This window comes from Pedobacter nutrimenti (assembly GCF_032678445.1).
Lineage (GTDB): Bacteria > Bacteroidota > Bacteroidia > Sphingobacteriales > Sphingobacteriaceae > Pedobacter > Pedobacter nutrimenti_A.
The window spans coordinates 252,473-273,461 of the sequence record NZ_JAVTSQ010000002.1 but is presented as its reverse complement, the minus strand read 5'-3'; the positions used below and the strand labels follow the sequence as shown (position 1 = coordinate 273,461).

The 20,989-nt window shown below is 44.2% G+C and carries 12 protein-coding genes and 1 tRNA gene; all 13 read left to right on the top strand.

Features of this window, described 5'->3' with window-relative positions; genetic code table 11:
- Positions 1-65 precede the first annotated feature (65 nt).
- The 13 genes from R2S08_RS03895 (at position 66) to R2S08_RS03835 (ending at position 20,975) form a co-directional block, all read left to right on the top strand.
- Positions 66-139 (top strand) — tRNA-Asp (locus tag R2S08_RS03895).
- A gap of 166 nt (positions 140-305) precedes the next feature.
- Entirely contained in the window at positions 306-890 is a 585-nt protein-coding gene (locus R2S08_RS03890; protein ID WP_316833940.1) for an RNA polymerase sigma-70 factor, read from the top strand.
- 76 nt (positions 891-966) lie between these two features.
- Positions 967-2,103 (top strand): FecR family protein, encoded by a 1,137-nt coding sequence (locus R2S08_RS03885; protein WP_316833939.1) that lies wholly within the window; start codon positions 967-969, stop codon positions 2,101-2,103.
- 229 nt (positions 2,104-2,332) lie between these two features.
- Positions 2,333-5,704 carry a SusC/RagA family TonB-linked outer membrane protein gene (locus R2S08_RS03880; protein ID WP_316833938.1) on the top strand — a complete coding sequence of 1,124 codons (3,372 nt, stop codon included), beginning with the start codon at positions 2,333-2,335 and terminating at the stop codon, positions 5,702-5,704.
- 10 nt (positions 5,705-5,714) lie between these two features.
- Positions 5,715-7,163, top strand: a complete 1,449-nt coding sequence (locus R2S08_RS03875) for a RagB/SusD family nutrient uptake outer membrane protein (RefSeq protein ID WP_316833937.1) — start codon at positions 5,715-5,717, stop codon at positions 7,161-7,163.
- A gap of 30 nt (positions 7,164-7,193) precedes the next feature.
- Positions 7,194-7,949, top strand: a complete 756-nt coding sequence (locus R2S08_RS03870; RefSeq protein WP_316833936.1) for a hypothetical protein — start codon at positions 7,194-7,196, stop codon at positions 7,947-7,949.
- 57 nt (positions 7,950-8,006) lie between these two features.
- A complete protein-coding gene (locus tag R2S08_RS03865; RefSeq protein ID WP_316833935.1) occupies positions 8,007-8,930 on the top strand; it encodes an ABC transporter ATP-binding protein in 924 nt (307 codons plus the stop codon).
- 16 nt (positions 8,931-8,946) lie between these two features.
- Positions 8,947-11,250 carry a Gldg family protein gene (locus tag R2S08_RS03860; protein ID WP_316833934.1) on the top strand — a complete coding sequence of 768 codons (2,304 nt, stop codon included), beginning with the start codon at positions 8,947-8,949 and terminating at the stop codon, positions 11,248-11,250.
- A gap of 1 nt (position 11,251) precedes the next feature.
- Positions 11,252-13,921 carry a MutS-related protein gene (locus tag R2S08_RS03855; RefSeq protein WP_316833933.1) on the top strand — a complete coding sequence of 890 codons (2,670 nt, stop codon included), beginning with the start codon at positions 11,252-11,254 and terminating at the stop codon, positions 13,919-13,921.
- Position 13,922: 1 nt separating this feature from the next.
- A complete protein-coding gene (locus R2S08_RS03850) occupies positions 13,923-16,700 on the top strand; it encodes a M16 family metallopeptidase (protein ID WP_316833932.1) in 2,778 nt (925 codons plus the stop codon).
- A gap of 12 nt (positions 16,701-16,712) precedes the next feature.
- Entirely contained in the window at positions 16,713-19,001 is a 2,289-nt protein-coding gene (locus R2S08_RS03845; protein ID WP_316833931.1) for a Gldg family protein, read from the top strand.
- Between the two features lie 159 nt (positions 19,002-19,160).
- On the top strand, positions 19,161-19,745 hold the full coding sequence (locus tag R2S08_RS03840; protein WP_316833930.1) for an RNA polymerase sigma-70 factor: 585 nt from the start codon (positions 19,161-19,163) through the stop codon (positions 19,743-19,745).
- 93 nt (positions 19,746-19,838) lie between these two features.
- The gene (locus R2S08_RS03835) at positions 19,839-20,975 is read left to right on the top strand and encodes a FecR family protein (RefSeq protein ID WP_316833929.1); all 1,137 of its coding nucleotides are present in this window, start codon (positions 19,839-19,841) and stop codon (positions 20,973-20,975) included.
- The last annotated feature ends 14 nt before the right edge of the window (positions 20,976-20,989 follow it).

Sequence of the window (20,989 nt, the reverse complement as noted above, 5' to 3'; positions counted from 1 at the left end):
TCAAAAGTGCTTTTTGTTTTTAATAAAAGTAGAGGCTCTTTAAAAGCCTGCCCCGAAAGGGAAACGGACCGGTAGTTCAGCTGGTTAGAATGCCGCCCTGTCACGGCGGAGGTCGCGGGTTCGAGTCCCGTCCGGTCCGCAAATCTTAGATCAAAAACATTAAAAAGCCTGTTATCATACGATAGCAGGCTTTTTTGTTTTAATCGCCACATGCGTTAAATTTCCAGATTTAAAAACATTAATTTCAACCTAATTTGTTAACATTGTTTGTAAATCCTCCCAATTTAGAATAATAGATAAGTCTCATGGTTGCTTATAGTGCACTTCCTGATCCAGAATTGACAACCTTGTTGAAAGAGGGAGATGAGACTGCGTTTACAGAAATTTACAATCGGTACTGGAAACTGATCTATGCCCATGTGTATAAGATGATCCGGGAGGAGGACGATGCAAAAGACGTTGTTCAGGAGGTTTTTAGTAATTTATGGCTAAAGGCTGCGGCAATAAAGAACAACACCAATATTTCCGGATTACTATATACCGCTGCGCGAAACCGGGTCTTTGACCTGATTGAAAAAAATAAAGTTCGAAGCGATTACATTGGTGAAATTGCGGCCTTTCTTTCTGATCCCAGAAATGACCAGGTAGACACTATCGATGAAAAAAGAATCCTCGAAATTCTGGAAAGAGAAATTCAGAAACTTCCCCCCAAAATGAGGGAGATCTTTGAGCTGAGCAGAAAAGAAGACCTATCTCATAAAGAAATAGCATCTAAGCTTAATATTTCTGAACAAACGGTCAAAAAACAAATCCAAAACGCTTTAAAAGCCATAAAGCCAAAGCTCAATGACGTGGGGGTTGGCATTTGGATTTTGTTGTTTTTCCGCTAAGCTGAAATTATTTTCAAAATCTTCTACCCCCAAATTTACTTTCACCCGTTTACCTGTAAATTAACCTCGAAAAATTATGGATAAGCAACAGGCAAAAGAATTGATTCGGAAATATAACCAGGGTTTGGCCACTGCAGAAGAGCAGGCCAGACTAGAAAACTGGTATATGCAAAAATCAGACAGCCTTGTTCTTGAAGAGGATGAAATCAATTTTGACCGGATAGAAAATGAATTGCGCGAACGAACCTTCAGTCATGCAGGTCTTGGTCATCCAACTCAAAGGGAACTACAATCCAAACCCTTTAGATTATGGCCCAGGATCGCCTCAGCGGCAGCTGTGATTCTGATAGCTGGAGCAGCCTTATTTTATTATAACCACCAGTCTGCAGATCAGCATACCATCCTGGACCGGAGTAAATACAGTGATGTTAATCCAGGATCCAATAAAGCCATTTTAACTTTAGCCAATGGGCAGCAGATCAGCCTGACCGATGTTAAGAACGGAAATCTGGCTAAAGAAGAAGATGCCCTGATTAAAAAGACTGCAGAAGGAGAACTGGTTTATCAGGAAGAAGCTGGAAAAAGGACGGAGTCCGTTTATAATATGATGTCTACCCCTAAAGGTGGTCAATATAGTTTAACGCTGGCAGACGGATCGAAAGTGTTCCTGAATGCAGCTTCATCTTTAAAGTATCCAACCCGGTTTAAGGGTAAAGACAGAATTGTGGAATTAACAGGAGAAGGATATTTTGAAGTCGCACACAACAAAGACCAACCATTTAAGGTGATCAGCCGGGGGCAGACTGTTGAAGTACTGGGAACACATTTCAATATCAATGCGTATGCAGATGAACCTAATGTGAAAACAACTCTTTTGGAAGGCCGTGTAAATGTAAATGGTACGTTGCTTAAACCCAATCAACAGGCTGTTCTGGCACAGGACCAGCAGATCAGTGTAAGACAGGTCGATGCAGATGAAGTGGTGGCCTGGAAAGATGGGCTGTTTAAATTTGATCATACCGATATCCAGACCTTAATGCGCCAGATTGCCCGCTGGTATGATGTAGATGTAGTTTATGAAGGGACTGTAAAGGAAGAACAGTTTTATGGAAAAATTGAAAGAAGTTATACCCTTTCAGAAGTATTGAAGGTACTGGAATTAGGCAAAGTACATTTCAGGATAGAGGGAAGAAAAATAATAGTCATGCAATAACGCAGAAAAAGATAATCAACTAAATAATCAACCAAAAAACCAACCAACCAAAATGAAGAAATTTCTACAACAAAGCGGTTAGCTTTCTAAAGAGGTAGCTCTGCAACACAAAATCCGGGGAAGGCTTCGACACTTTTCCCCGGAATTGCGCCTGGGTTACCCTTATCCGATAAAATCGGACTGATGAATAATTCTTGAAAATTAATCCAAACCCAAACAATACAAACGTATGAATTTATACTCATATGCGAAAACCCCCTGGTGTACGGGGCGGTTGATGCGTAAAACCATTTTGGTCATGAAACTGATTTTTTTCATCATCACCATCGCTTGTGTACAAGTGTCGGCTGTTGGATACTCGCAAAATGTTAATATTCAGCAAAATAATGCAGCGCTCACCACTATTTTTTCAACTATAGAAAAGCAGACCGGTTATAATTTCTTTTGGAAAGATACTGATCTGACTAAAATTAAGGTGGATGTAAAACTTCAAAATGAATCTTTGGACAACGCCTTAAAAGAAATTTTTAAAGGACTTCCACTAACTTATTCCATCACCAAAAAGTCTATCGTTGTACAGGCAAAAGCACCCTCCATTTTCGAGAAGATTGCAGGTGTTTTTAAAGATACAGATGTTCGAGGACACGTGCTGGATGCAAATGGATTGCAATTGCCCGGGGCAACTGTTTCGGTGAAAAACGGAAAAGCCCGTACCATAACCAATGCACGCGGAGAATTTATTCTAAAAGATGTTCCTGATAATGCCATTTTACAGGTTTCTTTTATGGGTTATGTCACCAAGGAAGTTGGAATCGGTGACCGTGTACTGGAGATCAGATTACAATTGAGTGACTCCAAGTTAGATGAGGTACAAGTAATGGCCTATGGGAAAACCAGCCGTCGTTTTTCGACAGGTAATATTGCCTCGGTTACCGCAGAGGAAATTGCAAAGCAACCCGTAATGAACCCACTTCTGGCTTTGGTGGGAAAAGTACCCGGGATGACAGTAACACCAGCTACAGGTTACGCCAGTGGCACAGTAAAGGTTGAGATCCGTGGCCGCAGTACCATCAGCCCGGATTATCCTTCAGAACCATTGTATATCATTGACGGGGTACCACTTACCTATCTCAATGTTGGGGGTAATGCCAGTTATGAAAATGGATCTCCGGGGATCATCCAAAACGGGAGTTATACAGCAGGAAATGGCCAAAGCCCTTTGTTTAACATCAACCCTCTGGATATAGAGAGTATTGATGTATTAAAAGATGCCGATGCTACAGCAATTTATGGATCCAAGGGCGCTAATGGTGTGATTTTGATTACGACAAAAAAAGGAAAAGTTGGACCGACACAGATTTCAGCAGGTATTACCCATGGGATTTCTGCGGTGACCCGTTACTGGGATATGCTGAACACCAGGGACTATGTGAAAATGAGGAAAGAAGCATTTAAAAATGATGGAATTCCATTGACATTACAAAATGCTCCTGATATTGTAGGATGGGACACCACCAGGTACACCAATTGGCAGAAGGCATTGTGGGGAAGTACGGGTCAAATGACCAGAACTTATCTGTCGATTTCCGGTGGAGATGAAAATACACAATTTAGCATTAGTCCAAGCTATACGCGTTCAACCTCTATACTTACGGTGAGCGGATCCGACCAAGTAGCCGGGGTAGCCCTCAGTATTAATAATAATGCCCTTAACAAAAGGCTAAAAACGGATCTATCGGTTAATTATACCTACTCAAATTCGAATATCAATTCTACGCCTTCTGTTGCTACTCTTCCTCCAAATGCACCACCGATTTATGACAACAATGGACAATTGAATTATAAAGAGTGGAATGACGTTGGACTTCCAAATAGTTATCCCTTTGGGACACTAGGGGCTTTAACGACTTCAGCAACAACTTTAGCAATGGGCAAGCTGAACCTGTCTTATGAGCTGTTCAAAGGTCTTCAAATTTCCAGCCTCTTCGGTTTTAATACCACCAGTGAGAAGAGCGAAACTAAATCACCCATTACGGCGCAAAATCCGATGTATAATCCAACGGGCGCCTTGAATATCGGAACGAATAATAACCAAACATGGAGCATCGAACCGCAAATCAACTATAACACCACTATAGGGAAGGGTGATTTTTCGGCATTCTTGGGTACTGCACTCAGTAAGACGGTGACTTCGGGACAGAATACTTATGGATTAGGCTATACGGATGATAATCTTTTAGGCTCTCTTCAGCTTGCACCTACTGTAGTGATTTTCGGTGATACCTACGGACAACTTAGATATGCGGCTGTATTTGGCCGGATTAACTATAATTGGGACCGGAAATATATCATTAACCTCAGTGGAAGGAGAGATGGCTCTTCACGTTTCGGACCTGGAAAACGATATGGAAATTTTGGGTCTTTAGGATTTGCATGGATTGCATCCGAAGAATCCTGGGTCAAAAACATCCTTCCTTCCTTTGTTGATTTTGTGAAGTTTAAAGGAAGCTATGGCCTTACGGGTAGCGATGGCGTGGGTGATTATCAATACATCAGCCAATGGTCTAGTGTGAATAATGGGACTCCGGGTTATACCTACGGTGGGATTACCCCATTGATTAGTTTACATGCTGTAAATCCAAATTTTCAGTGGCAAGTGAATAAAAAACTGGATTTATCCTTTGAAGTGAACTTGTTTAAAGATCTTAATATCAATGTAGACTACTATAGGAACCGGTGTGGCAATCAGCTGACCAACTATCCGACGCCTCTGTTTACGGGATATGCCTCGGTAACAGCCAACTGGCCGGCGGTCGTTCAAAACAGCGGATGGGAATTTTCAATTAGTGACGTGCCGATCAGAACAAACAACTTTAGCTGGAATTTGAGTTTGAACACAGGGTTCAATAAGAACATTTTGCTAAGTTATCCGGATCTTAACCTCTCTAGTTACGCCACACAGTATGTGGTTGGTAAATCAGTAAATGATGTTTATTTGCTGCATTATCTTGGTCTTGATCCGATGACAGGTCAGTACGTTTATGAAGATCATAACCGTGATGGAACGGTTGGGGCAAATCCTACTGTACGGCCAGGTACTGGAACTGACGACCGTTATATCGTCATGAACAGGGATCCGAAGTTCGCGGTCGGTATGAACAATAGATTTCAGTATAAAAACTTTTCGTTGATGGTTAATTTATATTATAAAAATCAAATGGGCCTTAGCGCGTTTTATTCAGGTGTGCCTGCAGGTAATATGCTGAATATACCAACTGAAGTTTTTAATAATCGTTGGCAACAGCCTGGACAGCCAGGTAAATATGCTGCTCTTACCTCTGTCACCGGGTCACCCTCAAATTCAAACATATTGAATTCCGATCTGGCCTATACAGACGCTTCTTTTCTGAGGTTGCAGACGGTGAGTTTAGGTTATATGCTGCCACAGAAATTTCTTAAGGGTAAACGCCTTAGCTTCTCTGTAGATGCACAAAATTTATGGGTATTTACCAAATATAAAGGAATTGATCCGGACACGCAAAATTTTGGATCGCTGCCACAGGCTAAAACGATTGTTGCAAGCCTTTCACTGACCTTATAAAACCATGACTATGCTTAACCATCATTCAAATAAATTATTGCTGCTGACATCAGTATTTTTATTGTTTTCATGTAATAAACTGGTAGAAATTCCAGATCCTAAAAATACCCTTACTACCAATAAGGTTTTTAATAACGATACACAGGCCGTAAGCGCTATGGCTGGTATATTGACACAAATGATCAACACAGATGCAAGCTCTTCTTTTGCCAGTGGACTGACCAGTCAAACTGCACGGGCTTCTGCTGATGAAATTAACTTAGCGTTTAATTTAAATAACAATATTGGAGATCTTGCCCGGAATTCACTCACTGCAGAGAGTGGGGAAGCCAATAATATTTGGTCTTCAGCTTATCAGACCATTTATGGTGCCAATGGGGTTTTGGAGGGAATCGAGGCCTCAAAATCGGCTTTACTCCATGCACAAACCAGAACAGAGCTGATCGCTGAGGCTAAATTTCTTCGTGCTTTTAGCTATTTCTATCTGGTGAATTGCTTTGGTGATGTACCACTATTGCTCTCTACAAACCTTGCTGAAAATTCTAACAAACCCAGAACAGCAGTCGCTATTGTATATCAGCAGATCATCAACGATCTGATCGATGCAGCCAATGCACTGCCGGCAGATTATTCGGCTGGTGGTGGAGAACGGATCAGGGCCAATAAGTGGGCGGCTAAAGCATTGCTGGCCAGGGTTTATTTGTATACTGGAGACAATAGTAAAGCCATTCAGGAAGCTACGGATGTAATCGGACAAACAGGCCTTTATCAGCTGGAGACGGCTGACCTGAACAAAGTTTTTTTGAAGAACAGCTCAGAAACCATCTGGCAGCTGCAGCAAAATGTAAATAAAATATTTATTGGTAATGCAGTGCCAGAGGCGGTTGGGATGCTTCCTTCTCCGCTTCACACCGGAACTTCGGGTGATCTTTCTTCCTACTTGCTTAAAGCATTTGAACCGGGTGATCTTCGTAAAGCGGCCTGGATAGACAGTACGGATTTTACACAATCAGGTGTAAACTATCGTGCGAGATTTATTTATAAATATAAAACAGGGTATCACAACCTGGTTGTAGGTGGCGTTGCTGCAGAATATTATATGGTATTGAGATTCGCTGAAATGTACCTCATCAGGGGAGAAGCCTTTGCGCTCAGCGGACAGCTTTCTGCGGGCATTGAGGACCTCAATATACTGCGTCGTCGCGCCGGGATAGTGCCATTGCCAACTACCCTGACCAAAGAACAGACCCTGGCCGCCATTGCGAAAGAAAGGCAAACAGAACTTTTTGGGGAATGGGGCCACAGATGGTTTGACTTAAAACGGACTGGAAAAGCAGAGCAAGTCCTTTCGGCGATTCCAGCTAAACAACCTTGGCGGGGTAACTACCAGTTGCTGTATCCAATCCCGAAAACAGAACTGCAAAGAGATCATTTTCTAACTCAAAATCCAAATTATTAAAACCACACCTATCACTAGAAACTGAACATCATGAAGAATCTGATTTTCCTATATATTTTGGCCGGGCTTTTTTTCTCAGCAATCGTTTCTTGTAAAAAAGACGTCCAGCCTCAAACCTTAACCGCGTTGACCATTGTCAACGCCCTGCCAGGCGGTGATTTTCTGGCTGCCAACTTTAGCGAACAACGCCCCAGTGCGGGATTAGGAAATACGATGTGGATTAAATATCGTGTTTACGCGCCTAATAATCACGTGGCGCTTCCTTCCAAAGCACAACCTATCCTCATTTATAAAATTCCGGATACCAACGCAAAAGATAAGCCTGTTTATCAACTGTCGCTTAATCTCGGTGCCAAAGAAGCCAGCACGTTGTTTCTCTTTGGAACGCTCGCACAGCCAGAAATGCTTTCGGTTAATCAAATACCTCCGTATCATTCGCTTACAGACAGCGTTGCGGGCTTACGCCTGATTAACCTCTCTCCGGATAAAAAACCGGTAAGGGTCCATATCTCCGGTAAAGGGACGGACAAGTCTGTTAGCAATTTGGCCTACAAACAACTTACGGATTACATCACTGTAAATGCGACTTCAGCGGTTACGGATGTTCTCGTTGAGTTTTATGATCAGGCATCGGGTAGCCTTTTAACCCGCTATACTTTAACGGATGTCGGTACCATAACAGCAGAAGTGAACAAATGGCGCTACCGAAACTATACCTTGGTATGGTTGCCGAACGATGCCCAGGGAAATCTCGCTGCGGACCCATTTCTGGTCTACGATTTTTAATTTTTAAAGGCTCCTACAGCTTTCTTCTCGAATAAATACTTAACACACATTTAAAATATGGAACCAATCGTTCGTATTATTGGACTATCGCATCGTTATAGTACCAGCTGGGCTATCCGCGACATTAATATCGAGATCCCAAGAAGCGGGATCCTGGGCTTGCTGGGCTCTAACGGGGCCGGTAAATCTACCACCATGAACATTCTCTGCGGGGTACTGACCCCTACTGCAGGTGAAGTGATCATCAATGGGATCGACCTGCGTAAAGAGCCGGAACGTGCCAAACAGGAGATCGGCTTTTTGCCGCAGACTCCACCTTTATATATGGATTTAACGGTGGATGAATACCTGAAACATACCGCCATTTTGCGCTCCGTAGAAAAGGACCAGTTGAAAAATGCCCTGGAAGAGGTGAAGGAGCGCTGCGGCTTGAGCCATATCAATAAACGTCTGATCAAGAATTTATCAGGAGGCTATAAGCAGCGTGTGGGTATTGCCCAGGCCATTATCCATAAGCCAAAGCTGGTGGTATTTGACGAGCCGACCAACGGGCTGGACCCGAACCAGATCCTGGAAGTGCGTGCACTGATCAAAGACATTGCCAGCGACCGTGCAGTGATCCTTTCTACGCATATCCTGACCGAGGTGCAGTATCTGTGCAGGGACATTGTGATGATTGAAAGCGGCAGGATTGTTTTTGCAGATACCATGGAAGCCTTTGACAACTATATCGCTCCGCACAGTATGCTGGTGGTGATGGAAAATGCACCTCCTGCAGAAGCCTTTCAAGCTATAGAGGGCATTACCAGGGTAGAGTACCTGACCGAAAAACAATTGAGAATCTATTTCAACGGTGACAAAAGCATTTCTGAGACCCTGGTGCAGGAAAGCGCGAGACAAGGCTGGCGGTTGCGTGAGCTGAATATGGAAAAGAATTCCTTAGATGAAACCTTTGCCCAATTGTCCAGAATCTCTAACTAAGCATGACGATATACTGATGAAAAAAATCATACAAATAGCCAGGCTGGAACTCAGTCTGCTATTTTATTCGCCGATAGCCTGGTTACTGATCATGGTCTTCTTTGTTCAAATGACCCATGCTTTTATACCGGGCTTAGCAAAGCTGCTGCAGCTGCAGCAATTGATTGGAGACAACGGGTTTTTAACAGACCGGCTGTTCACCACCTCCTCAGGAACTACTACTGGTATTCTGTATACCATGCTTGGAAGTTTATACTTGTACACGCCGCTGCTCACCATGGGGCTGATCAGTCAGGAGATCAGCAGTGGAAGCATTAAGCTGGTGTATTCTTCTCCGGTAAAACTCAGGGAAATCATTTATGGGAAATTTGCCGCTATGCTGGTCTATAACCTGGTGATTATCCTGGTGATCTCGGGCCTTTTCTTTATCCTTGGTACCAGTCTCGTTGATCATTTTGATTATCCGCATGTACTGGTGGCTATGCTGGCCTGTTTTTTACTTTTAAGTGCGTATTCGGCCATCGGGATCTTTATGTCCAGTCTCACCAGCTACCAGATTGTAGCTGCCCTGGGCACTTTCGGGGTGCTTGCCTTTATGAATTATATCGGAGGCTTTGGACAAGGGATTGACTTTGTACGGGACCTGACCTATAGTCTTTCTATGCCCAGTCGCGCAGAAAGAATGGTGAAAGGATTACTCAACAGCCGTGATGTGATCTATTATGTAGCCATCTCGGGGATCTTTTTATCCTTTACCATTACAAGACTGGAATTGGCGCGTACCTCCAGGTCTTTTTTGTACCAGGCTGGCCGATATGTTGCCATTATAGTAGTGGGTCTTGCAGTAGCTTATCTCAGTTCCCGCCAGGCGGTGATCTTGTATTACGATGCCACAGACACCAAGGCTAACACCATCGTAAAGCCAGTTCAGGATGTGCTGAAAAAGATGGGCGATGAACCAGTGGAAATGACCGCTTATATCAACGGGCTGGATAACAGTTATTCAGTCGGTGCTCCGGTTGCCCGGCTTTACGGGATTGCCAAATGGGAACCTTATCTGCGTTTTAAGGGAGATATCAACCTGCACTGGGTGTATTATTATGACATTACGAACCCGCAGTTCTATGCGGTTAATCCGGGTAAAAGTATAAAGACTGTATTCAAAGACGTGGCGAAGACCCAGGATATGGATACCAGCCGTTTTTTAAGCCCCGAGCAGATCCGCAAACAGATAGACCTTCGCGGGGAAAACGACCGGATGGTGATGCAGCTGAAATACAAAGGGAAAACTACCTTTTTAAGGACCTTTGATGATGGTGACGGCTGGCCTGGGGAAGCTGAGATTGCTGCCGCTTTAAAACGGTTGGTGGTAACCCCGCCTAAAATTGTCTTTGCGACGGATGCTTATCAGCGCAGCGTAGACAAAATCGGTGACCGGGACTATAAAATGCTCTTCAATACCAAACAGTCCAGGAGCTCGCTGATCAATATGGGTTTCGATATTGACAGTGTTTCTTTGGAGCAGGGTACAATTCCTAAAGATATTGCCGTGCTGGTGATTAGTGACCCGAGAGCGGCACTAAGTCCTGCCGCACTTTCCAATTTACGGAAATATATTCGGGAAGGTGGAAATACACTGATTACCAGTGAGCCGGGTAAACAATCTATTGTAAATCCTTTACTGGATTCGCTGGGTGTTGAAATGCTGAGCGGAACGCTGGTACAGCGGAGCAGGGATTATTCTTATGGTCTGGTTACCCCAAATCTTACTTCAGGAGCGGTAGTGATGTCACCAGCACTCAAAAAGCCATATGAAGAAAAAACGGTAGTTTCTATGTCAGGTGCAGCGGCTCTAAAGGATCAGAATCAGGGGACCTTTAAAGTTGAACCGATTTTAATGACCAATGAAAAGACCAGCTGGATCAAAAGAGGACCATTCGTACTGGATTCGGCGGCACTGGTCTTTGATAAAAAGACGGGTGATGCGCAGGGATCCTTTCCGACAGCGCTGATGCTATCCCGCAAAATAAAAAACAAGGAACAGCGGATTATGGTTACCGGGGATGCTGATTTTTTCAGTAACAAGGAACTGACCAGGGGCAATCTGGAAACAGCGAATGGTTCTGTTGGGATCAGCATCTTTAGCTGGTTTTCCAATGCTGAATTCCCGGTAGATATGAGCCGTCCAAGTCCAAAAGATGCGCATCTAAAGCTGAACAAAGCAGGGATGAAAACTTTAAAAGTATTGTATTACGCGGTCATCCCGGCAGTCATTATTTTGCTGGGTATGGTGCTTTTGATCCGCAGAAAACGTAAATAAAATGAGCTTTATAACCGATAAACAAACGATCGACGATCTGAACGTTTTCTCCAAATCGGGGAGCGATTCTATCTATCATATTTTCAACAAGACCTTCACGCAGGGTGGTGCGGCCCTGCTGGAGGAAATGTTCCGCAGTCCGCTTTCAGACCATCAGATTATTAATGAACGGGTGGCGGTACTTCGGTATTTCCAGGAAAGCAAAACCGAATTTCCTTTGCAGGGCAACCGTTTTGAAGAGGCCGAAAGGTACCTTTCCAATACCGATCCGCGGAGCCGTCTGTCCAACCAGGGCTTTAGCATGGCTGATTTTAATGCGGCCGGGCAAAGTGTAACCGCACTGATGGAGATCTTGCAAGGACTTAAAAAGTTTATGCAGGATGTTGAACCAAAAGTAGCCGGTAATCCTTACGGGAAACAAGTCACAGCAGTATTGGCCTTATTGAATGCCAAAGAGCTGGAGCTGATCTTTAAGGACCATGGCAAAGGTAAGATCTCCTCAGGCAAGATCGTGGAATACGATAATATTTTGCGTTTCCAGCAGCGTGGCCTGCTGGAGAAGATCCTGCAGCAGATTTATCACCTGGATGTGTGTATTTCCATTGCCAGGGTAGCTACTGAACGCAGCTATATTTTTGCAACGGCCTTACAGCGCGATGAGAACCGCCTTCGGGTGAAGGGTGTCTATCATCCGCTGCTAAGCCGGGCAATTCCCAATACCTTAGAAATGAACCCCGATGGAAATATTGTATTTCTGACCGGGGCGAATATGGCGGGTAAATCCACCTTTATGAAATCGCTGGGGATCTCGGTTTACCTGGCCCACCTGGGCTTTCCGATCGCAGCAGCAGAAATGGAATTCTCGGTTTGCGATGGGATGTATACCACCATCAACCTTCCGGATAACCTGGCTATGGGCGCCAGCCATTTTTATGCTGAAGTGTTGCGGGTAAAAAAGGTGGCGGTAGAGCTGGGTGCAGGAAAGAACCTGTTTGTGATCTTTGATGAGCTGTTCCGCGGCACCAACGTGAAGGATGCCTATGAAGGCACCATTGCCATTATGGAAGCTTTTGCAAAGAAACCGCATTCCTTATTCGTCGTTTCTACACATATCATGGAAGCCGGATCAGTGTTAAAGGAGCGTTGCCCCAACATGAGCTTCCGGTATCTTCCAACCCGTATGGAGCAGGGGAAACCTGTCTATACCTATACACTAGCGGAAGGAGTTACGGATGATCGCCATGGGATGATCATTGTGAACAATGAAGGAGTATTGGAACTGATCAAAGATAAAAAGGGTACAAAACCACAATATCAATACTTCCATGCTGATAAACAAACCATAGAAGACCTGAACTTGCAGGGCAAGTTTAAACAGCAATCCATTTACAGCTTGTTCAACCATTTGCAAACCCGGGGCGGGGAGAAAGTACTAGACGGCATGTTCCGGGAACCATTGAACAATCCCGACCAAATCAACAACAGAAGTGCATTGTTTGCTTTCTTTCAGAAAAACAGCCTGATCTTCCCGGTGATCCGTTCACAAGTGGAATCCATGGAAGATTACCTGGCTGGCGGTGCCGGGGCTTCCTTGCCAAGAGTGGCCTGGGGCATCTTTACCAAGAAGTTCAGGCAGGTGCTTTTTCATAATGCCGAATTATTACAACTACAAGCCGGACAATCGGTTACGATTGAAGTATTACAAGCTTTCCGTGATTTCTTTTCAGAATTAAAAGGAAAGACCGGCGTGGAGATCTACCAGAAAGATCTGGACACCATACAAGGGATTCTTCAGGCCCCGAAACTTCTAAGTATTTTGAATACTCCTGAAGGACAGCCATCACTCGGCCAGTTGATCCGCAATGATTATACCATCCGTCATGCGATGATGCGGGAGATGGAAACCTTGCTGAAATTGATCTATGAACTGGATGTATATATAGGAGTAGCTGCCGTGGCGCAGGAAGAGGACTTTGTCTATGCGAAGGCCTTACCTGCTGCGGACATGGTATTGGACCTGGAAGGTTTCCGCCATCCGGGCTTAAGAAAAGGGGTGAGCAATAACCTGCATCTGACTAAAGAACGTAATGTGCTGTTTTTAACTGGTGCGAATATGGCGGGTAAATCGACCTTTATGAAATCGATGGGAATTGCGGTTTACCTGGCGCATATGGGCTTTCCGGTGGCAGCTAAGCGGATGGAATTCTCTGTGAAAGATGGCTTGTTCTCCTCGATCAATGTTTCGGATAACCTGGATATGGGTTACAGCCACTTTTATGCAGAAGTACTCCGTACAAAGACCGTAGCTAAAGCGGTGAGTGAATCTTTGGATCTGTATGTCTTGTTTGACGAGCTGTTCAAAGGAACGAACGTTAAGGATGCCTATGATGCCACCCTCGCAGTGACCGAGGCCTTTGCGGCAAACCGGAACAGTTTCTTTGTGGTCTCTACACACATCATTGAAGTAGGTGAGGCCCTGGGCAAAGCCTGCGATAACCTGCAGTTCTCTTATCTGCCAACGGTGATGAAAGACGGGGTACCAACTTATCCGTATACGCTTGCCTCCGGAATCACAACCGACCGTCAGGGCATGATCATTATTGAAAATGAAAAGATTGTAGAGATCATTCAATCTGGCGGTTCCATTCATAAACCTCATTTACAGCTGTAACATGTTAAATAAATATAGATTTTTAAGCTTTTTTGGAATAGCCGCGCTTTGTATCCCCCTGGGATGCAAGACCCAGCTGGGCACACAAGCCTTACTCCTGGACCCGGCTGTACGAACAGGGAAACTAGCCAATGGCTTTACCTATTACATCCGTAAGAACAAAACCCCCGAAAAACGAGTGACCATGTATTTGGCTGTAAAAGTCGGTTCCATTCTGGAAACCGATCAACAAAGAGGCGTGGCCCACTTTGTTGAACATATGAGTTTTAACGGAACCAAACACTTCCCTAAGAAGGAGCTGACCAATTACCTGGAAAAATCCGGAGTAAGGTTTGGTGCAGATATTAACGCCAATACCGGCTTTGATGAGACGGTGTACCAATTGCCCTTACCGTCGGACAATCCGGATTTATTAGCTAACGGTTTACAAATTATGCGCGACTGGGCACAGGAAGCCAATATCGAGGCCGAAGATGTGGAACGTGAACGTCACGTAATCCTGGAAGAGAAACGCTATCGCGATGGACTTTCTCAGCGTTACCAGGAAAAGGCTATCCCATTTTATACCAATGGGTCTCGTTATGGTTCCCGTTTACCAATTGGTACAGAAGAGGTTTTGTTAAAAGTCACCCCACAGGAGATCCGCAGTTTTTATAAGGACTGGTACCGGCCAGACCTGCAGGCCATCCTGGTGGTCGGAGACATTGATCCCGATCAGATGGAAAAAGACATCAAAGCGAAGTTTTCAGACCTGAAAAATCCAAAGCCAGAAAAAGAACGGACAGTTTATCAGGCTAAACTGACTGGCAAAGGCCAGTACATGCAGTTTCTGGATCCGGAAATACCCGGTATATCTGTGGAGGTCCTGATGAAGGAATACGCTGACAAGATCGTGACAACGACCGACTACCGCGCCTTTCTGTTGAAGACCCTATTTGGGCAGCTGGTCAACAACAGGTTCAGAGGAATATCTCTTGCTGGTTTTTCGACGCTTTCGGGTGGATTAGGCTCTTTTTCGGTTGGAGTGAGCACCAAGCCGGCAGAGACCGAACAGGCGCTGAAGAGTGTATGGCTGGAATTGCGTAGAATACAGGAGCAAGGGTTCACTAAAGGAGAACTCGAAAGGGTGAAAAAGAGTCATCAGCAAAAGATGGCCGATGCACTGAGCGAGAAAGACAAAACGGCCTCAGAGGTGCTCATTAAACCCTACCTGCAGCACTTCCTGACCGGTAATATACCGCAAAGCATCGAAGAAGAATCCAAATTGACTACCGAGTTGCTCCCTGACATTACTTTAGCGGAGATCAATGGCCTGATGGGTACTTATCTTAAATCTAAAGACCGTGATATCATCGTCAAAGGGTCTGAGCACAATAAAGGGTTCTTGCCCGACGCGGCCACCGTGGATCGCTGGATAGAGAATGTGTATACGCAAAGTCTGCCTGATGCAGAAGAAGATACACAGGACCTTCCCCTGCTGAAGGTTGAGCCTACACCAGGAAAGATCAAATCGGCCGAAGAAATTAAAGCTGTTGGTATACAAAAGTTAATCCTGAGCAATGGAATGACTGTACTGTTAAAAAAGACCAATTTCCAGAATGACCAGATTTTGATCAAAGGTATTTCAGCAGGAGGAGCGAGTTTATCTTCAGATGCAGATTACCTAAGCGCCATCAATGCGGCCAAGTTAACTATGGCTGCAGGAGCAGGAAATTATGATGCGCTGCAACTGGGCAAGCTTCTGGCTGGTAAAAAAGTACAGGTCAGTCCGTTTATAGTAGACGAATACCAGGGCTTTAGCGGGATGACTACTCCACAAGACCTGCAAACCACAATGGAGCTGCTGCATGCTTATTTTACAGAACCCCGTAAGAACGAGGAAGCTTTTGCGACTTTGATTGAAAGGACTAAAGAAGAACTGGCGACCACAGGAAATGACCGATCTAAAGTGTTTATGGATACGGTAAACCTGGTTTTAGGAAATTATCATGTGCGCAAAAGGCCACAAAATGCAGCAAGTCTGGCCCAGATCAAGCTGGACAAAACCTTTGAGATCTACAAGCAGCGCTTCGCCGATGCTTCCGGATTTACCTTTCTTTTCGTAGGCAATCTGGATGAAGGAACCCTCAGACCTTTACTTGAAAAATACCTGGGCTCTTTACCTGCTAAAAACCTACAGGAAACAGCGCGGGATGTAGGTATTCATATTCCGGCTGGTCAGATTTCAAAGACAGTGTACCTGGGCAATGAGCAAAAATCAAGTGTCGTTTTGACCTATTCAGGCGATTTTGACTATAATTTTCAGAATACGGTCAACATGAACGCCGTGGCCGATGCGTTGAAGATTAGCCTGACCCAAAGGCTAAGGGATCAGCAGGGCGGAACCTATACGCCCAATGTGCAGATGAATATGTCCAAATACCTGAAAAGCAGATTTAGCCTGATCATTACATTTGATTGTGCGTCGCAGAATGCTGAAAAGCTGATTGCTTCGGCCAGAGAAGAGGTGAACAAGATGAGAACTTCAGGCCCATCGACAGAAAACCTGCAGAAGTTTAAGGCTGCACGAAAGGTAGGTCTGCAGACCGGCTCGACCAATAATGCTTTTTGGCTGGATTACCTGACCTCACAGGTGATGAATAAAGAACCGCTCGCCCAATTCTATGATTATGATGCGGTACTAAACGGCGTTACGGTAAAAACAGCACAGCAAACGGCGGCAAAATATATTCAGGATCAAAACTATGTGAGACTGGTGCTGATGCCAGAAAAAAGATAAATTTTTAAAGAGATGAAGAAAATCATACAAATAGCCAGGCTGGAGCTCAGCCTGCTATTTTATTCCCCGATTGCCTGGCTGCTGATGATCATCCTGTTTATGCAGGTTAGTCTAAGCTTTACAGGTATTATGCCTGATTTAGAACGTACAAAAGGTGGTCCTTTTTTAACCAGTAGTCTATTTACGTCTCCTGATAACCTGGGGCTTCTTGTTCATATTTTGAATAGCTTGTACTTGTATATTCCACTGATCACGATGGGTATCATTAGTCGGGAGACCAGCAGTGGAAGTATCAAATTACTCTATTCTTCCCCGGTAAAACTCAGCCATGTGGTGTATGGTAAATTCGCGGCCATGCTGACCTATAATCTGGTGATCATAGGTGTTTTGAGCCTGTTTGTTATAGGCGCGGCTCTGATGATCCCGCATTTTGATTATCCGCATATTCTGGTGGCTTTGTTTGCAGCTTATCTGCTCATCAACGCCTACGCAGCGATCGGGATCTTTGTGTCCAGCTTAACCTCTTACCAGGCTGTAGCAGCCATCAGTACCTTTGTGGTACTGGCCTTTATGAATTATATTGGGACAGTTGGACAAGATATGGATTTTGTGCGCGATCTGACCTTTAGTTTATCTATGCCCAGCCGCGCGGAACGCATGATGGCCGGATTGCTCAATACCCGTGACGTCATTTATTACCTGGCCATAACCGGGATGTTCCTGGCTTTTACCATTACTAAACTGGAAATGGAAAGGGTCTTAAAATCTACCTTCAAACAGGTTGGGCGATATGCGCTGATTACAGTGGTTGCCTTAAGCATCACTTATATCAGTTCACGCCAGCCAATGATCGGTTATTATGATGCTACTGCCACCAAAACAAATACGCTCACTAAGGCCAGTCAGGAGCTCCTTAAAAAATTGGGTGACGGGCCGATTGAAATGACAGAATATGTCAATGGAATCGAAGATTCCTATAACAGGGCAAGCCCAAGTGACCGCATTGCAGATATTGCCCGTTGGGAACCTTATTTAAGGTTTAAGCCTAACATCAACCTGAAATGGGTTTATTATTACGACAGTATTCCTGGCATGACTGAAAACCTCATCAAATATAATTCGACTTTTAATAAGTATGTCGTGTTTATGTCGAATGCCAACCAACTTGACCTTGATAAATTTTTAACGCCTAAGGAAATCCATAAGCAGATTGACCTGCGCGAGGAGGGCGCACGTACGGTCATGCAGTTGAAATATAAAGGGAAAGCAACTTTTTTACGCACCTTTCCTTATGAACGGAATATGTGGCCTAAAGAAGCAGAAACCGGGGCGGCTTTAAAACGATTGCTCGTGACACCTCCTAAAATTGTTTTTGCGACAGATGGTTATCAGCGGAGTATGGACAAACTGGGCGACCGGGATTATAAAAAGTTGCTCAATGAAAAAATTACCAGGGGCTCACTGATCAACCAGGGATTTGACATGGACAGTGTGTCTTTGGAAAACGGCCAGATTCCTAAGGATATCTCGGCATTGGTTATTGCCGATCCAAAGGTTGCCTTCAGCGCGTCAGCATTGACTAAGCTCCGGAAATATGTCACTGAAGGCGGGAACCTCATGATTGCCGGTGAACCTGGCAAACAAAGCGTTGTGAACCCTTTACTCGACTCCCTTGGGGTCAAAATGCTCAATGGAACCCTCGTTCAAAAAAGCCGGGAGTATTCTTATGGACTGGTTACCCCACAAGTAGCCGCCGGAGCAGTGGCAATGTCGCCATCTTTGCAATTGTTTTATGCTTATCAGTGGGTGGTATCCATGCCCGATGCTGCTGCTTTAAGCTACGATCCCAAAGGGCCTTTTGACGTTCATCCAATTTTAATGACAGATGCTCAAACCAGCTGGCTTAAAAAAGGCAAGTTTACCCTGGATTCAGCGGCACTGACAGTGGAAGCGAAAAATGGTGATGAGCAGGGCTCATTTCCGACAGCATTGACACTGACCCGAAAGATAAATAACAAAGAGCAGCGGATCTTAGTATCCGGCGATGCTGACTTTTTCAGTAACATGGAATTGGCCAGGGCGAATATGCGCACTGCCAATTCAGGCCTTGCGGTCAGCATTTTCAGTTGGTTTGCTTATGGAGAATTCCCGGTAGATGTTAGTCGGCCGGAATCTAAAGACAATACCATCAAGCTCACCAAACCCCGTGTAAAAATTATACAGGTTGTCTATTATGGGGTGATTCCAGGAACACTGTTCCTGATCGGAATGATCTTGCTCATCCGCAGAAAACGGAAGTAAAGTTCAGAATTTACAATAAAGAGGCTGATGACCAATTCAAAAAGGTAATCAGCCTCTTTTTGTTTAAGGCGTAAATGGCAGAAAATTATTGTTTGCAAAATTATTTACATATTATTGGATGGAATTTTCAAAAACCTCTTTCTTCAAAGCGCATCATATATGGAAAACTACGCTAAGCGCTCGGATATGGAATTGTTGCAATTGCTCCAGAACGGTGACCGTTTAGCTTATGCTGAAATATTTGAAAGGTATAAATTTATCCTGCATCACCATGCTTTAAAGAAATTACCCTATAGAGAAGAGGTACAGGACATTATACAGGAGGTATTTGCGACACTATGGACAAAAAGGGAAAGTATACAGATCCATACCAATCTTTCCGGATACTTATACACCTCGTTAAAACACAGCATTCTTGATCATTTTTCCCGTCAGAAGGTTCGCACAAAATATGTAGAATCAATGAAAAGCTTTTCTGCCCATGAACAGGTGCAGTTATTACCCGATCACCTGATTCGCGAAAAGCAGCTGTCTGCAGTTATAGAAGCAGAGATCAACGCGCTTCCGGAAAAAATGAGGATGGTTTTTGAACTGAGCAGAAAAACACACCTTAGCCACAGAGAAATTGCAGAACAATTGGGGATTTCTGAAAAAACAGTTAACCGTCAGGTATCTAATGCTTTGAAGATACTCCGGTCCAGGCTAGGTCTGCTAACTTATCTGATCTTTCTGATCAAACATTAAAAAAATAAAATATTTTTTGATTTCATCTGCATGTTGGGCCCGACTTAACCGTCTTGGTATCGGATTTGGAAAAAAAGCCAGGCCCAAAAAGATATGCCCATAGAAGATTATGAACAATTACTGGAACGGTATAAAGCTAATGATTGCACCGAAGAGGAAATCGCTTTCATAGAAAGCTGGTATATGACCTATCAGGAAGGTAACCTCTATGAAAGCTTATCTTTATCCGACCGGGAAAAGGACCTTGATGCCGTACGCTATAGCCTTGGATTAGAGATCCCAAAGAAAAAGGTACAGCTTTGGCCTCGATTAGCAGCAGCGGCAGCGATCTTTGTGGTCATGGGCCTTGGTTTGTACTTCTATAAAAGCAAAGGCCATCATCCGGTTTCTGAATATGCAAATGATATCGCCTCAAAAGGAAAAAATACAGCTACCCTTACCCTCGCCAATGGTGAGAGAATCAAATTGTCAGACGCTAAAGTAGGTAAACTAGCAGACCAGGCCGGTATCCAAATTTCCAAAACCAAAGACGGACAGTTGATGTACGAAGTAAAAGCATCTGTCGGGCAAACAGCCAATACCTGGAATACACTCTCTACAGCTAAGGGGGAACAATATAGCGTTGGACTGCCGGATGGCACAAAAGTATGGCTAAATAATGTTTCTTCTCTAACTTACCCGGCTTCATTTGCTTCATCAAAAGAACGTCGTGTCCAGCTCAAAGGGGAAGCCTATTTTGAAGTAGCAAAAGACAAGTTCCATCCCTTTGTTGTAAAAACACAGCAACAGGAAGTGACCGTATTGGGTACGCATTTTAACATCAACAGTTATACAGAAGACAACCAAACGACTACTACGCTCCTGGAAGGATCAGTAAAAGTGAGCGCTCTGGATGGCCTTCAATCTAAAATCATAAAGCCAGGAGAGGAAGTATTGAATGCAGACCATGAGCTGCAGGTCAGACCAGCAAACCTGAAGGCAACTATGGCCTGGAAGGAAGGCTATTTCCGCTTCAATAATGAAAATCTAGAGAACATCATGAACCAGGTTTCCAGGTGGTATGATGTAGATGTTGTTTATGCAGGAAACCGTAAAGAACTTGCTTCGCTCACCTTCTGGGGCATTGTTTCCAGGGATAAAAATGTGTCTGAAGTTTTGAAAATGATTGAACGTGCGGAGAAAGTTAAATTCAAAATAGAAGGCAGAACCATTACGGTGATGTCTAATTAAATAAAAATCAATTA

Excerpts from the sequence above, each read along its gene's own strand:
- R2S08_RS03890 (WP_316833940.1), top strand. The coding sequence starts at position 306 with ATGGTTGCTTATAGTGCACTTCCTGATCCAGAATTGACAACCTTGTTG.
- R2S08_RS03885 (WP_316833939.1), top strand. The coding sequence starts at position 967 with ATGGATAAGCAACAGGCAAAAGAATTGATTCGGAAATATAACCAGGGT.
- R2S08_RS03880 (WP_316833938.1), top strand. The coding sequence starts at position 2,333 with ATGAATTTATACTCATATGCGAAAACCCCCTGGTGTACGGGGCGGTTG.
- R2S08_RS03875 (WP_316833937.1), top strand. The coding sequence starts at position 5,715 with ATGCTTAACCATCATTCAAATAAATTATTGCTGCTGACATCAGTATTT.
- R2S08_RS03870 (WP_316833936.1), top strand. The coding sequence starts at position 7,194 with ATGAAGAATCTGATTTTCCTATATATTTTGGCCGGGCTTTTTTTCTCA.
- R2S08_RS03865 (WP_316833935.1), top strand. The coding sequence starts at position 8,007 with ATGGAACCAATCGTTCGTATTATTGGACTATCGCATCGTTATAGTACC.
- R2S08_RS03860 (WP_316833934.1), top strand. The coding sequence starts at position 8,947 with ATGAAAAAAATCATACAAATAGCCAGGCTGGAACTCAGTCTGCTATTT.
- R2S08_RS03855 (WP_316833933.1), top strand. The coding sequence starts at position 11,252 with ATGAGCTTTATAACCGATAAACAAACGATCGACGATCTGAACGTTTTC.
- R2S08_RS03850 (WP_316833932.1), top strand. The coding sequence starts at position 13,923 with ATGTTAAATAAATATAGATTTTTAAGCTTTTTTGGAATAGCCGCGCTT.
- R2S08_RS03845 (WP_316833931.1), top strand. The coding sequence starts at position 16,713 with ATGAAGAAAATCATACAAATAGCCAGGCTGGAGCTCAGCCTGCTATTT.
- R2S08_RS03840 (WP_316833930.1), top strand. The coding sequence starts at position 19,161 with ATGGAAAACTACGCTAAGCGCTCGGATATGGAATTGTTGCAATTGCTC.
- R2S08_RS03835 (WP_316833929.1), top strand. The coding sequence starts at position 19,839 with ATGCCCATAGAAGATTATGAACAATTACTGGAACGGTATAAAGCTAAT.